12 protein-coding genes are annotated in these 13,741 nt (G+C 64.4%); 10 read left to right on the top strand and 2 right to left on the bottom strand.

From position 1 onward, the window contains the following. Positions 1-16 precede the first annotated feature (16 nt). Genes VAE53_RS07570 through VAE53_RS07545 form a run of 6 tightly spaced genes read left to right on the top strand, consistent with a single transcriptional unit; the run spans position 17 to position 5,503 of the window. Positions 17-2,122, top strand: coding sequence for a chemotaxis protein CheA (locus tag VAE53_RS07570; RefSeq protein WP_322818761.1), 2,106 nt, complete (start codon positions 17-19; stop codon positions 2,120-2,122). A gap of 30 nt (positions 2,123-2,152) precedes the next feature. Then, positions 2,153-2,746 (top strand): chemotaxis protein CheC, encoded by a 594-nt coding sequence (locus tag VAE53_RS07565; protein WP_322818760.1) that lies wholly within the window; start codon positions 2,153-2,155, stop codon positions 2,744-2,746. Continuing rightward, positions 2,743-3,249 (top strand): chemotaxis protein CheD, encoded by a 507-nt coding sequence (locus VAE53_RS07560; RefSeq protein ID WP_322818759.1) that lies wholly within the window; start codon positions 2,743-2,745, stop codon positions 3,247-3,249. Before VAE53_RS07565 ends, VAE53_RS07560 begins: the two co-directional genes overlap by 4 nt. Positions 3,250-3,259: 10 nt before the next feature. After that, positions 3,260-3,616, top strand: coding sequence for a response regulator (locus tag VAE53_RS07555; protein WP_322818758.1), 357 nt, complete (start codon positions 3,260-3,262; stop codon positions 3,614-3,616). A 13-nt stretch (positions 3,617-3,629) separates the two neighbouring features. Beyond that, positions 3,630-4,709: a chemotaxis response regulator protein-glutamate methylesterase gene (locus VAE53_RS07550; protein ID WP_322818757.1), complete on the top strand. Its 1,080-nt coding sequence runs from the start codon at positions 3,630-3,632 to the stop codon at positions 4,707-4,709. After that, entirely contained in the window at positions 4,706-5,503 is a 798-nt protein-coding gene (locus VAE53_RS07545) for a protein-glutamate O-methyltransferase CheR (RefSeq protein WP_322818756.1), read from the top strand. Before VAE53_RS07550 ends, VAE53_RS07545 begins: the two co-directional genes overlap by 4 nt. Here VAE53_RS07545 and VAE53_RS07540 read toward each other — a convergent pair. Further along, a complete protein-coding gene (locus VAE53_RS07540; RefSeq protein WP_322818755.1) occupies positions 5,478-6,449 on the bottom strand; it encodes a phosphatase PAP2 family protein in 972 nt (323 codons plus the stop codon). The two genes, VAE53_RS07545 and VAE53_RS07540, sit on opposite strands and share 26 nt — an antisense overlap. Before the next feature lie 71 nt (positions 6,450-6,520). On the opposite strand from VAE53_RS07540, the gene VAE53_RS07535 reads away from it, so the two are divergent. Continuing rightward, positions 6,521-7,540 (top strand): lysylphosphatidylglycerol synthase transmembrane domain-containing protein, encoded by a 1,020-nt coding sequence (locus tag VAE53_RS07535; RefSeq protein ID WP_322818754.1) that lies wholly within the window; start codon positions 6,521-6,523, stop codon positions 7,538-7,540. 4 nt (positions 7,541-7,544) lie between these two features. Here VAE53_RS07535 and VAE53_RS07530 read toward each other — a convergent pair whose 3' ends face one another. Next, the gene (locus VAE53_RS07530) at positions 7,545-9,014 is read right to left on the bottom strand and encodes an acetyl-CoA hydrolase/transferase C-terminal domain-containing protein (RefSeq protein WP_322818753.1); all 1,470 of its coding nucleotides are present in this window, start codon (positions 9,012-9,014) and stop codon (positions 7,545-7,547) included. Positions 9,015-9,168: 154 nt separating this feature from the next. Between VAE53_RS07530 and VAE53_RS07525 the strand changes: the two genes are divergently transcribed. The 3 genes from VAE53_RS07525 (at position 9,169) to acs (ending at position 13,731) form a co-directional block, all read left to right on the top strand. Further along, on the top strand, positions 9,169-10,374 hold the full coding sequence (locus tag VAE53_RS07525) for a CoA transferase (RefSeq protein WP_322818752.1): 1,206 nt from the start codon (positions 9,169-9,171) through the stop codon (positions 10,372-10,374). After that, positions 10,371-11,696, top strand: a complete 1,326-nt coding sequence (locus VAE53_RS07520) for a CoA transferase (RefSeq protein ID WP_322818751.1) — start codon at positions 10,371-10,373, stop codon at positions 11,694-11,696. The genes VAE53_RS07525 and VAE53_RS07520 overlap by 4 nt, the downstream gene beginning before the upstream one ends. Before the next feature lie 70 nt (positions 11,697-11,766). Continuing rightward, the gene (gene acs / locus VAE53_RS07515) at positions 11,767-13,731 is read left to right on the top strand and encodes an acetate--CoA ligase (RefSeq protein WP_322818750.1); all 1,965 of its coding nucleotides are present in this window, start codon (positions 11,767-11,769) and stop codon (positions 13,729-13,731) included. Positions 13,732-13,741: the final 10 nt, after the last annotated feature.

The raw sequence follows: 13,741 nt of genomic DNA, 5'->3' as shown, positions 1-13,741 counted from the left end.
CGAGGAGTGCCGCCGGATGGCCAGCACGAAAGGAAAACCGCTCCACTTCGACCTCGACGATGAGGACCTGAGGCTCTTTCTCGAGGAGGCGGAGGAGCAGATCGAACTACTCGATCAGTCGCTCGTTCAGCTGGAGGGCGAACCAGACCCCGCGCTCGTCCAGCGCATTTTTCGCGCGGCCCACACGTTGAAGGGCTCGAGCGCGACCATCGGGCACAAGAAGATGGCGTCGCTGACGCATGCGATGGAGACGGTGCTCGATGCCGTACGCCAGGGGCGGCGAGCGCCCACCTCCGACGTGGTGGATGCGTTGCTGGCCGGGCTCGATGCGTTGCGTCTGCTCGCGAACGAGGTGGTGACCCGGGTGGATTCGGGGGTGGAGACGGAGCGGCTCGAAGCGGACCTGATGGCGGTGCTCGAGAGCGATGGGCCGGCGATTAGCCTGCCGATGGAGCCGGAAGTTCCGGTTTACGAGGTGCCGGAGCGGGCGCTAGACAGCTGCAAGGAAGAGCTTGCTCAAGGGTATGGTGTTTATCTGCTCGATGTGACGATTGCGAACGACTGTCAGCTCCCCTCCATTCGCTGCTATCAGGTGCTCCAGGAGATGGAGAGCATCGGCCGGGTTGCGATCATGTGGCCGGACCGGGAGGTGATCGAGTCGGGGGGCGGCGAGTATCGAATGGCGGCGCTGCTGGTGACGCGCCAGACCGACGAGCAGATCGTGGCGGCGCTCCAGTCGGTGAGCGACGTTGGTACGGTGCGAACCCGTCACGTTGCCGCGGGCGAAGCTGTCGGCAAGATCGAGGGCTTTCGCGAGGAGCCGCGTTCGGCGGCTGCGGGCGCGGCGGCGGTGTCGGAGGCCGCGGACGAGGGACCGAGTAACGTGCCCCGTGTTGCAGCCGGCCGGAAGGCTGCGCAATCGGTGCGAATCGACGTCGAGCGGCTCGACGGGTTGATGAATCTCGTCGGCGAGCTGGTTATCGATCGAACGCGGCTCCAGCAGGTGCGCGAGCAGCTCAAGAGCGTTCTGCGCGATTCGAGCCTGAGCGAGTTGATGGACAATTTCGAGGAGACGACAGCGCACCTGGCACGGGTGACCGATGAGCTGCAGGAGCAGATCATGCGGAGCCGCATGTTGCCAGTGCGGTCGGTGCTGTCGCGCCTGCCGCGACTGGTGAGGGACGTTGCGGTGAAGTGCGGCAAGCGGGTCGATTTGGTCACTGCCGGCGAGGAGACGGAGCTCGACCGATCGGTGATCGAGGAGATCTCGGATCCGCTGGTTCATATCCTCCGCAACGCTGTGGACCATGGCATCGAGTCGCCTGAGGAGCGGCGCGCGGCTGGAAAACCGGAAACGGGCACCATATCGGTGACGGCGTGGAATCAGGAAACGTATATCTACCTATCGGTGCGCGACGATGGGCGAGGGATCGACACTGTGGCGCTACGGCGAAAGGTGGTGGAGAAGGGGTTGATGAGCCGGGAAGCGGCGGAGGCTGCATCGGACGACCAGGTCGTGCAGTGGATTTTCATGCCGGGGCTTTCGACGGCGAAGGAAGTGACGGATGTCTCTGGGCGGGGAGTGGGGATGGATATCGTTCGTACGAACATCGAGCGGCTGAACGGGCAGATCACGGTGAGCAGCGTTGCGGGCAAGGGTACGGAGGTCATCATTCAACTTCCGCTCACGCTGGCGACGACGAAGGCGCTGATGGTCTCGGCGAATGGGACGGTGTATGCGATCCCGCTGGTATCCGTTACCGAGGCGCTAGCGGCTCACGAGGCGGACACCCACGTCGTTAGCGGGCGGAAGACGCTTCGGTTGCGGCAGCGCATTTTGCCGATGATCGACCTTGCGTTGGCGCTGGGCGACACGCGGCCTCGCGTGTTGCCGACGGACGGTTATTTCGTCGTGGCTGCGCGCCATGGTGACCGGCAGGCAGCGTTCATTGTCGACCGGCTGCTCGGCGAGCAGGACGTGGTGGTGAAGTCGCTCGGGGATCTGCTGGGGGTCCGAAAGGGGTTGACCGGTGCGACGATCCTGGGCGATGGGACGCTCGGACTCATCGTCGACATTGCGAGCCTGGTGACGGAACAGGCTGCTCTTGCGGTGCCGGCATGACGGTATTTGCCACCAACAGGGGGAGCATCGATGCCCGTTGAAGAGTTGATTCCGATTCTGACTTCGGTGGCCAACGATGGCGCTGCGCGTGCCGGCCGGGGGCTCAGCGGTCTGATGGGGCAGGAAATTGCGATTCACGTTCCGAACATTCGGGTGGGGACGAAGAACGACGCGTGCGACGCGGTGGGTGGGGAGGAGGCGGTCGTCATCGGCTCGTATCTTTCGATTTCTGGCGACATTACGGGGCACGTGATGCTTCTTTTTCCGGAGCCGCGGGCGCTCGAGTGCGTCGACCTGATGGTTGGGCAGGCGCCAGGAACGACGACCGAGCCGGACGAGATGGCGTGTTCGGCGATAACGGAGTTGGGCAACATCGTGGGCTCGGCCTTCGTCAATGCCCTGGCGGATCACTTGAATTTGGTGCTGCATCCGAGCCCGCCGCAACTGCTTCACGATATGGCGATCGCACTTGTCGAGTCGGTCTACGCCGAGGTGCTCTCGCAAGACGGCGACGTGGTGATGATGGATGCGGTGTTCGAAGACCAGAAGGGCAGAACTGCTGGTCTGTTGATCGTGGCTCCGGATCCGGTCTCGCTGAGCGCGCTCGAGAGGGTGGCGGCATGACGACGCTGACCGCCGAGGGGCGGCGCATTTCGGTGGGCATCGGCCAGCTTGCAATCAGCCGCGACGCTGGGGACATCCTCGTCGCTTATGGGCTCGGGTCGTGCGTCGGGGTTGCCTGCATCGACCCGGAAGCTCGGGTCGCCGCGCTGGCCCACGTTCTCCTGCCTTCGTCGGAGGGGCGGAGGCCGGACGACCGCGAGCCGGCACGGTTTGCCGATACCGGCATCGACCTGTTGCTCGAGCGACTGGTGGAGGCGGGAGCGGTGAAACGGAGGCTTGTCGTGAAGGTCGCTGGCGGAGCCGCGGTTCTCGGGGCGGCGAACGCGGAAAAGTTCAAGATCGGCGTCCGGAATGCCGAAGCCATAACCGAACGGCTGAGATACCACGGGCTTCGTGTGGTGGCCGCCGACCTGGGAGGCACCAAGGGCCGCACAATGGAAGTGCACGTGGCTACCGGAAAAACCTTTGTCCGAACGGCCGCCTCGCCGGCCAGCGAACTGTAGGAGATTCACGATGGCAACGATTCTCGTCGTCGACGATGCCGCTTTCATGCGGATGCGGATGTCCAAAATTCTGACCGAGGCTGGGTACGAGGTGATTCAAGCGGAGAACGGGCTCGAGGCGGTGCAGAAGTACCAATCAGCCCGGCCGGACGCGGTGCTGATGGACATCACGATGCCGGAAATGGACGGGCTGACCGCGCTGAAGGAGATTCGGAAGGTGGATCCCAACGCGAAGGTTGCGATGGTGACGGCGCTCGGGCAGCAGCAGATCGTGTTGGAGGCGGTGAAGAACGGGGCGAAGGACTTCCTCGTGAAGCCGGCCGAGGCCGACCGGGTGCTCGCAGCCGTGAGCAAACTCTGCGCTTAGCGAGGGACGGACGATGGCGTTCCCTGCCCAGTCTCCTGCGCGGCCGATCCGGGTCCTGGTCGTCGATGACTCGGCGTTCATGCGGCGGGCGATCGAGCGGCTGTTGACGGCCCACCCGGGCGTGACTGTCGTCGGCCAGGCGGCCGATGGCATGGAAGCGGTTCGGAAGGCGCTCGAACTCCGGCCCGATGTCATCACGATGGACGTCGAGATGCCGCGGATGGATGGTGTTTCGGCGGTCGGGGAAATCATGCAGACGATTCCCACGCCGATCGTGATGGTTTCGACGTTGACGCACGAGGGCACTGCAACGGCGATCCGGGCGCTCGAGGCGGGGGCGGTCGAGTGTGTCGGTAAGCCATCAGGTTTGAGCACGGACCTGGTGAATGTAGGCGAAAGGCTGTACGAGGCCGTGCATCGGGCGAGCCAGGCGAGGCTGGCCCGGCGGCGCCCGGTGGCCCTGCCCACCACGGCGCCTGGCCCCGCGGCGCGCCCGCCGGCGCACGCTCCGGCCACGCCGGCCCGGCACGTGGTGGTCATCGGCTCCTCTACTGGCGGGCCGCCAGCGCTGACTCAGGTTGTGCCGCAGTTGCCAGCGGGGTTGAATGCTGCAGTGGTCGTCGTCCAGCATATGCCCCCAAGCTTCACGGGGGCATTGGCACGGCGATTGGATGGTCTTTCGCCGCTTCCCGTCAGCGAGGCTGCGGAGGGCGATCTGCTCGCGGCGGGCCGAGTATTGGTTGCGCCGGGTGATTACCACCTCATCGTCGGGAGGGACCGTCGCGTTCGACTCGACCATGGGCCAACGGTGCACGGTGTGCGGCCAAGTGTCGACGTGACGCTCTTTTCCGTGGCCGAGGTGTTCGGCGGTGCCGTTAGCGTGGCCATCCTGACGGGGATGGGCCGAGACGGAGCGGATGGGGCCGCTCGTGTGGAGGCAGCCGGGGGCCAGGTGTTCGCGCAAGACGAGACCACGAGCGTGGTGTACGGGATGCCGCGGGTGACGATGGAGCGGACGAAGCATGCGAAGCAGCTCCCGATCGACCGTATCGCTGGGGCACTGGCGGCGAGCGTGCCGGGGAGGCAGGGATGACGCAGCAGCTCGAATCGGACCCTCAGTGGCTTTCCTTCCGGCGGGCGCTGGAGGCCGCGATCGGGGTGCCGCTCGCGCAGTACAAGGAGCCCCAGATGAAGCGACGGCTGGCGAGCCTCATGACGCGACGAGGGATTTCTTCTTGGGCGGCGTTCAGCCGGGCGATCGCCGGCGACCCGAAGCTGCTCGCCGAGGTTCGCGACACGCTGACGATCAATGTGAGCGAGTTCTTCCGTCAGCCGGAACGGTTCCGCGATTTGGAGGTGAGGTGGTTTCCGCAGCTTCTCCGCGAGCGCCGCAGTCTCAAGATCTGGAGCGCGGGCTGCTCGATCGGCTGCGAGCCGTACACGATTGCGATGATCCTCGACCGCATCGACCCGCAGGGACGGCACAGCATTCTGGCAACGGACGTGGACATGCCGATCCTGTCGCGGGCCAAGGATGGCGCTGGATACCTCCCATCGGAAGTTCGTTCCGTTCCGCCCGACTATTTGAAGCGGTATTTCGTGAAGGAAGACGGTACGTTTCGGGTCATCGATGAGATTCGGCGGAAGGTGACGTTCCGCCGCCACGATCTCTTGACGGATGCGTATCCGAGCGACCTCGACCTGATAGCCTGCCGGAACGTGGTCATCTACTTTACGGACGAGGCGAAGACGCACATTTACGCGGGTTTCAGCCGATCGCTTCGTCCGGGGGGCGTGTTGTTCGTGGGCGGGAGCGAGATGATCATGCGGTCGGGCGAGATCGGGCTTCGGACCGCGGGCGTCAACCTCTATCAGCGGGCTGCGTGACGGGTTCGGACAGTTCTGGGGCAACTTTCAGGGCGATTGCCCAGGCAGCGAGGGCGCAGGCCATGCCGACGATGAGGTCCGCGACGTAGTGTTCGCCGAGGTAGACGAGGGCGAGCGCCATGACGGCGGTATAGGCGAGGAACCAGCCTGCGAGACGAGGGAGGTGGCGCCGAGCCCAGAGGTACAAGGCGAAGGTCACGGCCATGTGGATCGAGGGCATAGCTGCGACCGAGTTGGGCTCTCCGAGCGCGGCGTAGAGGGATGAGTAGGCGCTGCCGTGGATGGAACCACCGACGTAATCCATGATGCGGCGAACGCCAGCGAGCTGGCCGATTTCGCCGGCGAACCATGGCGGGGCCGTGGGTACGATGAAGAAGAGGACGAGTCCAAGCCACATGGTCCCGACGACGAGGACCGCGAAGCGGGGGAAGTGGCGACGTTGCAACAGAAAAACGCCGATCGCGACGGCGTGAGGCGTGATGAAGAAGGACCAGTGGGTCGCAACGGCGAGGTAGTCCGCGAGGCCGATTTCGCGCGGGTCGAAGAGCTGGCGCTGGAGCCATACGGTTGGGTCCGTCCCTAGGAACAACCAGCGGTCGAACGCTATCGGATAACCGACGCGAACGGGTATGTCGGTCTCGTCGGCGAAGGCACGCAGCAAGGTGTAGACGAAGATGCCGGCGACGTAGACGAACCACCAGGTACGCAATCGCCGGTGGCGCAGCTCGGGGAGCCAGGCGATGGCGGTGGCGCCGATCAGGAGGAGGCCGAACCAGATGTGATCCTGCCAAGTCCGCGTGGCCACCGAGAGCGTCATCGCGAGGAGGAGGGCTGCCTGGCCCCCCAGGAGCAGACGCCCGGATAGCGTCGAGGGAGGGTCGGGCAGGGGCGGGATTCGCAACGGTCCCCAGCGACGGTAGGCAGCGGTCTCGGCAGCAACCGACACGACTACCAGCGTAGCGGGCGGATTTCCCTTGGGGAAGGCTTGTGGCACGCTATAGATGGAAGGGCAGGGCAGTGATTCGTTCGCTCGCCGGTTCGTTGCCTGGGTTCGCCTTGACCGTGGTGTCGGTGGCGCTCCTTTGGCACGTGATTCCTTGGACGCCTACGTTGGCATCGCTCCGGGCGGCCGATCCGCTGTTCGTGACGCTTGCGGTTGCCTGTCTGCTGGGGTCGATCATCGCGAAGACGGTGCGCTGGCGCTTGCTCCTTCCCGAGACGTCTCCTGTGACGACGCAGGGGCTCTATCGCATTCTCCACATCAGCTTTTTGCTGAACAACGTGTTGCCTGCACGGCTCGGTGATGTTGCCAGGGTCGCGATGACCGCACGCCAGCCCGGGATTCGGATTGGCCATGTGCTCTCCTCGTTGTTGACCGAGCGGGTGACCGACACGGTCACGCTAATGTTCTGTTTCCTCGTCGTGAGCCCATTTCTTCCGATTCCGGCGAGGTACGAGGAGCTGCGTTCCGTAGCGTGGGCTGTCGTCGCAGCGGTCGGGGTCGTGACGATTCTCGGGGCACTGTTTCGTGCGCGGCTCGGGGCTTTTGCACGCTCCGAGCGGCTTCGACGGCGGATGCCAGCGAGTCGCCGTGTGCGGGCGGAGGCGGCCTCGTTTGCCGATGGCTTGGCGCGACTCTTTGCGCGTGAGCGGGCGGTCGGGATTTGGGGATGGTCGTGGACGGCGTGGGTGGGCGCGTTCGCGATCAATTATTTGTTGATGCGTGCCCTGAACATCGAGGCGCCGGTTGCCGTAGCGGTCCTGCTCACGTGCACGACCAATCTTGCGATGTTGCTTCCGAGCTCTCCTGGCGCCATCGGGGTGTTCCATATCGCGGCGACTGCATCCTTGCTGCCGTTCGGTGTGCCGGAGACGCGGGCTCTCAGCTTCGCCATTCTTGCGCATCTGGTGAACGTTGTTCCGGTGAGCCTCATCGGTGTCGCGCTCCTTTTGGTGGGGCGCGAGCGGCTGCCGCTTTTGTGGCAGCGCCGCGAGTACGACAGGGAGTTCGCGGCGCTGCCGGTTAGCGACGCCTGAGGGTTCAGCCCCAGAGCTCTTGCGCTTCGCGCCTGAGTTCGGCGCGGAAGTCTGGGTGTGCGATGGAGATGAGCTCCTCGGCGCGTTGGCGATGGTTCTTGTCGAGGAGCCGCGCGACGCCGTACTCGGTGATGATGGTGTCGGCGAGGTAGCGGGGAATGGTGACGAGGGTGCCGGCTTCGTGCTTGGCGACGATTTTGGAGATGGTCCCGTCCATGGCGGTCGACCGCATGACGGTGATGGCGCGACCGTTCTTGCAGATGGCAGCTGCGAGGTGTGTGTCGGGCTGGCCGCCGGTGCCGTTGACCATGTGACCTCCGAAACGGTCTTCGCTGGCGATCTGGCCGAGGAGGTCGACGGCGATGGCGCTGTTGATGGATGTCATTTGGTTGTTCTGCGACATGAGGGCTGGATTGAGGATGATGTCGTGCTGGTGGAGTTCGAACGCCGGGTTGTCGGCGATGATCTTGAGGTCTTCGCCGTCGCAGCCGGTCCAGGCGACGGCCACTGCCTTTCCCGGGAAGAGCGTCTTTTTGGAGCCATCGATGATGCCCCGCGCCCAGAGCTTGGCCAACCCGGGGGAGCCGAGCTCGGTGTGGACGCCGAGGTGTTTTGCATCGTCGAAGGCGCCGGCGAGGAACATGAGCTGGCTCGGCTGCCCGACGCCGACCTGGATGGTGTCACCGTCGCGGATGATTTGGCGGAGGTTGTCGGCAATGGCCTGGGCTGCTGGGTCGACTTCCTGAATTCCGAGGGCCGCTCCCAGCAGGGATGGCGGGAAGGTGTGGAAGGTGTGTTCCACGAGAGCAAGCTGATCGGGCGTCGCTCGCTTCATGATGGCGAGTAAGGCCTCGCGGTCTTCTTCTTTCGCCTGCGTGCGGACCCGTTCTTCGATCGCGGGAACGTCGACGGGTTTCATGACGCCGTCGATGAAGGTTTCGATTTCGGAGACGTGCATCCATACGTCGCCGTGGACGGGGGTGATGTTGGGGTCGACGATGGCGATAGTGTGTTTGCAGCGCCGGGCGTAGCTTTTGCGTTGCCACATGTGGGGTCCGAAGTGGACGTAGCCGTGCTCGTTCGGGGGGCTGCAGGGGGTGAGGAAGACATCTGGGATGCGGGCTTCGGGCCTGCCGTTGTCGAAGGCCTTCATGCCGAGCATGAAGGTATTGGGCAGGTAGGTAGCGATCTTGGCATCGTGGGCGGGCCGCATGGCATCGCCGATGAAGAGCTCGATCTCTCGCTCGCCCTTGAACAGCTCCGGATTGAAGAGGTCGGGATAGTTGGGTGCGAGGGTACGGACGCTGACGTTGCCGAGCTGTTTGGCGCGCTCGATGAAGGCCTGGAGCAAGGGAGCGGGACAGAGGATGGTGACACCGACGAGGTCGCCTTCTCTGATGACCTCCATCGCCTCGGAGAGCGATTTCTGGCGGGAGCGGTACTCGTCACGCCAGTTCTGGTAGCGGATAGCCATGAGAACCCCCGGTGATGGATTCGGATGCGTAGCCCAACGGGCTGACCGGGGATTCTACCTGCCCGCTTCGAAAGGGGCAGTTCACTCGCGATCGCAGCTCTGGTAGAGTTCCGCGGTGCCGCAGGGCAGGCGGCAAGCGTAGGAGGTGGGACTCATGCAGGCGCTGGATGATTTGCGCATCCTCGACCTGACGCACCATATCGCTGGCCCCTATGCGACCCGGCTCCTCGCCGATCTCGGGGCGGACGTTATCAAGGTCGAGAAGCCCGGTGGGGACGTGGCGCGGAGGCTGCCGCCGTTCAAGGGTGGCGAGCCACACCCGGAGCGGAGCGGGCTCTTTTTTTACCTGAACTGCAACAAGCGCTCGGTGGTGCTCGATCTTCGAGAGCCTGAGGGTCGGGCCGCTCTCGAGGCCATTGCGCGGCGCTGCGACGTCGTCGTCGAGAACTTTGCGCCGGGGACGCTGGATCGTCTCGGTGTGGGGATCGACTTTTTCCGCGGTATCGACCCGGCTTTGCCGGTGGTGTCGATTTCGAATTTCGGTCAGACCGGGCCGTATCGCGACTTCCGGCTGAGCGAGCTGACGCTGTATAGCTTCGCGGGGGAGATGTATTCGATGGGGCTCACGGAGCGGGAGCCGGTGAAGATGGCCGGTACGGCGGCGCTGTTCGAGTCGGGTGCAGCTGCGGCTGTGGCGATCATGGGGGCTCTTTGGGCCGCGAAGCGGTTCGGCATCGGCCAGCACGTCGACGTTTCGCTTGCGGAGACGCATTTTGGCGGTGTCGATCGGCGACACGCGACAGCCATCGCGTATCAATTCAGCGGACGGAAGACGTTGCGGGCTGCCGGGGGTGGGGCGGGCATGCCGATGGGCATCTACCCTTGCGCCGACGGGTACGTCGAGTTCACGAACGCTTCGCTCCGGCCGGACCGTGTGGATGACATGCTGGGCCACCCGGACTGGAATCAGGATCCGCGGTTCAACGACCCAGTCCAGCGACTGGACCCGTATGTCATCGAGGAGTGGAACACGTATTTCCTGACCTGGTGCCTCGAACGGACGAAGCGCGAGATTTGGGCGGAGGCTCGGCGGGCGAAGGTGCTGTGTGGGCCGCTTTTCACGATGGAAGACCTTTTCGAGGATGAGCATTTCCGGGGACGGGGTTTCTGGGCGCGGGCCGAGCACCCCGAGCTCGGGGAGGTCGAGTTCCCGGGGAGGCCGTTCATCATGGGTAAGGGAGGCTGGCAGCTTCGTCGCGTGGCACCGCTCTTGGGGCAGCACACCGAGGAGGTACTGCGCGAGTCGGGCGTGGACGGAGCCATCATCGAGAGGGTGCTCGCTGCTGGGGGTTCGCGATGACACACAAACCGCTCGAAGGTATCCGCGTTGTCGATCTGTGCGTCGTGTGGGCTGGGCCGTTCGCGACGATGTTGCTCGGCGACCTCGGAGCGGAGGTGATCAAGCCCGAGAATCCGTTCGTCTTCCAGCCGATGACGCGAGGAGCGATGGCGCGGCCGCCGCAGATTCTGCTGGAGCGCAGCATCGCGTGGAGCGGGGGCCTGCCGCGAAACGAGGTGGGGCCGCGGCCATGGAACTACAACCCGACTTTCGTGAGCCTGTACCGCAACAAGAAGAGCTTTACGGTCGACCTGCGGCGGCCGGAAGGCAAGGAGATTCTGCGCCGGCTGGTGGCAGTTTCGGATGTGGTCTACGAGAACAATGCCGTTGGGACGTTGGAGAAGCTCGGAATCACGGAATCGTGGCTACGGGAAGCGAATCCTCGGGTCATTCTGGTGCGGGTGCCCGCGTACGGCCTGACCGGCCCGTACCACAATGCGCGTGCCCTCGGCGTCCATCTGGAAGCCGTGATGGGACACACCCTCCTGCGAGGGTACGATGACGCTGACCCTTCAGCGAATACGGCCATCTATTCGGGCGACTATATGGCGGGCGCCCAGGGCGCGCTGGCGGTGATGGCTGCGCTCTGGTACCGGGAGCGAACGGGCGAGGGGCAGACGATCGAAATCGCCCAGGCCGAGAATGCGGCGGCGATGTTCACCCACGCGATCATGGACTACTCGCTCAATCGGAACGTGCAGAGCGCCATCGGCAACCGGGATGTGCACGGGCGTTACCCCTGCGGCGTTTACCCGGCACGGTCGCCTGGGGACGCCACGACGATGGACGACCACTGGATTGCCATCCACGTGGAGAACGATGAGCAGTGGCAGCGCCTCGTGGAGGCGATGGGTTCGCCGGACTGGGCGCGCGACGAACGCTTCGCAACCAACGATGGGCGGGCTGCACACTACCGAGAAATCGACGAGGGCATCGCGGCGTGGACACGGGAGCGCGACGATTACGAGCTCATGCACCTTTTGCAAGGGTTTGGCATTGCGGCAACGCCCGTCCTCGAAGCGTCACGGATGTTCGGAGATCCACATCTCAGGGCGCGCAATTTCTTCCGCAAGCAGACTGTCCGCGACGCGGGAACCCACGAGTACGTGGGGCCGCTCTGGCAGTTCGAAAAGACGCCGGTGGAGTTTTACCAGCCGCCGGTCTGTTTCGGCGAACACAACGAGTACGTGTACCGCGAGTTGCTGAAGCTGAGCGATGAGGAGTACGAGGCGTTGAAGGCGGGCGGCCATATCGCCGAGGAGTACGACCCGAGCGTGCCGTGATCAGCGCGGTGGGTAGCGTGGGCGGGTAGAATGCCCCCGAGCACCTGAGCCCCTGCACGGAGGATGACCTATGGCCGACGTTGGCCTTCCCGTCGACGAACGCTACGAGCCGCCGACCCATGCCCGGGAAGGAGCCCTCGTCGCTGACATGGCGACGTACGAGGAGATGTATCGCCGGAGTATCGAAGACCGGGACAATTTTTGGCGCGAGATGGCTGGGCGGTTCCTGACGTTTTCGAAGCCGTTCGACCGCGTGGTGGAAGAGGATTTGCGCGCCGGGCGCATCGCCTGGTTCGTTGGCGGCAAGTTGAATGCGTCGGTCAATTGTGTCGATCGCCATCTTGCCGAGCGCGGCGACAAGGTCGCGATCCTCTGGGAGGGGGACGAACCGGGGACCAACCGTCGGGTTACCTTTCGAGAACTTTCGGAGATGGTGAACCGGCTCGCCAACGTGCTGCGTCGCAAGGGCGTGAGGAAGGGCGACCGTGTGGCTATCTACATGGGCATGGTCCCCGAGCTCGCGGCTGCGATGCTGGCCTGTGCGAGGATCGGGGCGATTCACTCGGTGATCTTTGGCGGATTTTCGCCACGTTCGATTCGGGACCGTGTGGATGATTCGAGCTGCAAGGCGATCATCACGCAGGACGAGGGCCGCCGGGGCGGCCGGCCGGTGCCGTTGAAGGCGAACGTGGACGAGGCGCTCTCGGAGCCCGGCCACTCGGTCGAGTTCTGTATTGTCTACCGCCACACCGGTACGCCAGTGAACATGGTTCCGGGGCGGGACACCTGGTGGCACGACGAGGTCGCGAGTGCGTCCGTCGACTGCCCTCCGGAGGAGATGGATAGCGAAGATCCGCTCTTCATCCTGTACACGTCTGGCTCGACCGGGAAGCCGAAGGGCGTGCTCCACACGCACGCCGGGTATCTGCTACACGTGATGGCGAGCCACAAGTACGTGTTCGATATTCGGGACGACGACGTCTATTGCTGCGCGGCCGATGTTGGCTGGATTACCGGCCACAGCTACATCGTTTATGGGCCCTTGGGCAACGGCACGACAACGGTGATGTTCGAATCGGTGCCGACCTACCCGGACGCTGGTCGCTACTGGGACATGGTCGACCGGCTTGGCATCAATGTGTTCTATACGGCGCCGACGGCGATCCGGGCCATCGCCCGGGAGGGCAATGCCTTCGTGACGAAGTACCGGCGCTCCTCGCTTCGGGTGCTGGGTACGGTTGGCGAGCCGATCAACCCCGAGGCCTGGCGGTGGTATTTCAACGTAGTCGGCGAGGGGCGATGCTCGGTTGTCGATACGTATTGGCAGACGGAGACGGGCGGGCACATGATCACCGGGCTGGCCGGCTGCACACCGATGAAGCCGGGCTCTGGCTCGCTTCCATTCTTCGGTGTACAGCCGTGTGTGGTAGACGAGGCGGGGAACGAACTCGAGGGGAACGGGGTGACTGGCCGACTGTGCATGAAAGCGTCGTGGCCGGGGATGATGCGGACGGTATACGGGGACCATGAGCGGTTCGTGCAGACGTACCTGACCACCTATCCGGGGAAGTATTTCACGGGTGACGGGTGTCATCGCGACCAGGACGGCTATTACTGGATCACGGGCCGCGTCGATGATGTGCTCAACGTCGCAGGGCACCGACTGGGCACGGCCGAGATCGAGGGTGCACTGGTCGGGCATCCGGCGGTAGCGGAGGCAGCGGTGGTGGGGTATCCGCACGACGTGAAAGGGACCGGGATTTACGCCTATGTGCTGCTGAAATCCGGGTATTCCGGCTCGCCGGAGCTGGCCCGGGAGTTGCGGGACGCCGTTCGGAAGGAGATCAGTCCGATTGCGACCCCGGACCGGATCCAGTTCGTCGAAGGGCTTCCGAAAACGCGCTCGGGGAAGATCATGCGCCGCATTCTGCGAAAGATTGCCGAGGGCGAGCCAGAGAACGTGGGGGACGTGACGACCCTCGCGGACCCGGCCGTGGTGCAGGACATCATCGCCGGGGCTGCGACGGCCGATTGAGGGGCCGTTC

Origin of the sequence: Tepidiforma sp., from assembly GCF_034432735.1 — a bacterium.
Taxonomy (GTDB): domain Bacteria; phylum Chloroflexota; class Dehalococcoidia; order Tepidiformales; family Tepidiformaceae; genus Tepidiforma.
The sequence above is the reverse complement of the archived record's forward strand: the minus strand, read 5'-3'. Positions and strand labels throughout refer to the sequence as shown.

Excerpts from the sequence above, each read along its gene's own strand:
- VAE53_RS07570 (WP_322818761.1), top strand. The coding sequence starts at position 17 with ATGGCCAGCACGAAAGGAAAACCGCTCCACTTCGACCTCGACGATGAG.
- VAE53_RS07545 (WP_322818756.1), top strand. The coding sequence starts at position 4,706 with ATGACGCAGCAGCTCGAATCGGACCCTCAGTGGCTTTCCTTCCGGCGG.
- VAE53_RS07550 (WP_322818757.1), top strand. The coding sequence starts at position 3,630 with ATGGCGTTCCCTGCCCAGTCTCCTGCGCGGCCGATCCGGGTCCTGGTC.
- VAE53_RS07560 (WP_322818759.1), top strand. The coding sequence starts at position 2,743 with ATGACGACGCTGACCGCCGAGGGGCGGCGCATTTCGGTGGGCATCGGC.
- VAE53_RS07530 (WP_322818753.1), bottom strand. The coding sequence starts at position 9,014 with ATGGCTATCCGCTACCAGAACTGGCGTGACGAGTACCGCTCCCGCCAG.
- VAE53_RS07565 (WP_322818760.1), top strand. The coding sequence starts at position 2,153 with ATGCCCGTTGAAGAGTTGATTCCGATTCTGACTTCGGTGGCCAACGAT.
- acs (WP_322818750.1), top strand. The coding sequence starts at position 11,767 with ATGGCCGACGTTGGCCTTCCCGTCGACGAACGCTACGAGCCGCCGACC.
- VAE53_RS07555 (WP_322818758.1), top strand. The coding sequence starts at position 3,260 with ATGGCAACGATTCTCGTCGTCGACGATGCCGCTTTCATGCGGATGCGG.
- VAE53_RS07525 (WP_322818752.1), top strand. The coding sequence starts at position 9,169 with ATGCAGGCGCTGGATGATTTGCGCATCCTCGACCTGACGCACCATATC.
- VAE53_RS07520 (WP_322818751.1), top strand. The coding sequence starts at position 10,371 with ATGACACACAAACCGCTCGAAGGTATCCGCGTTGTCGATCTGTGCGTC.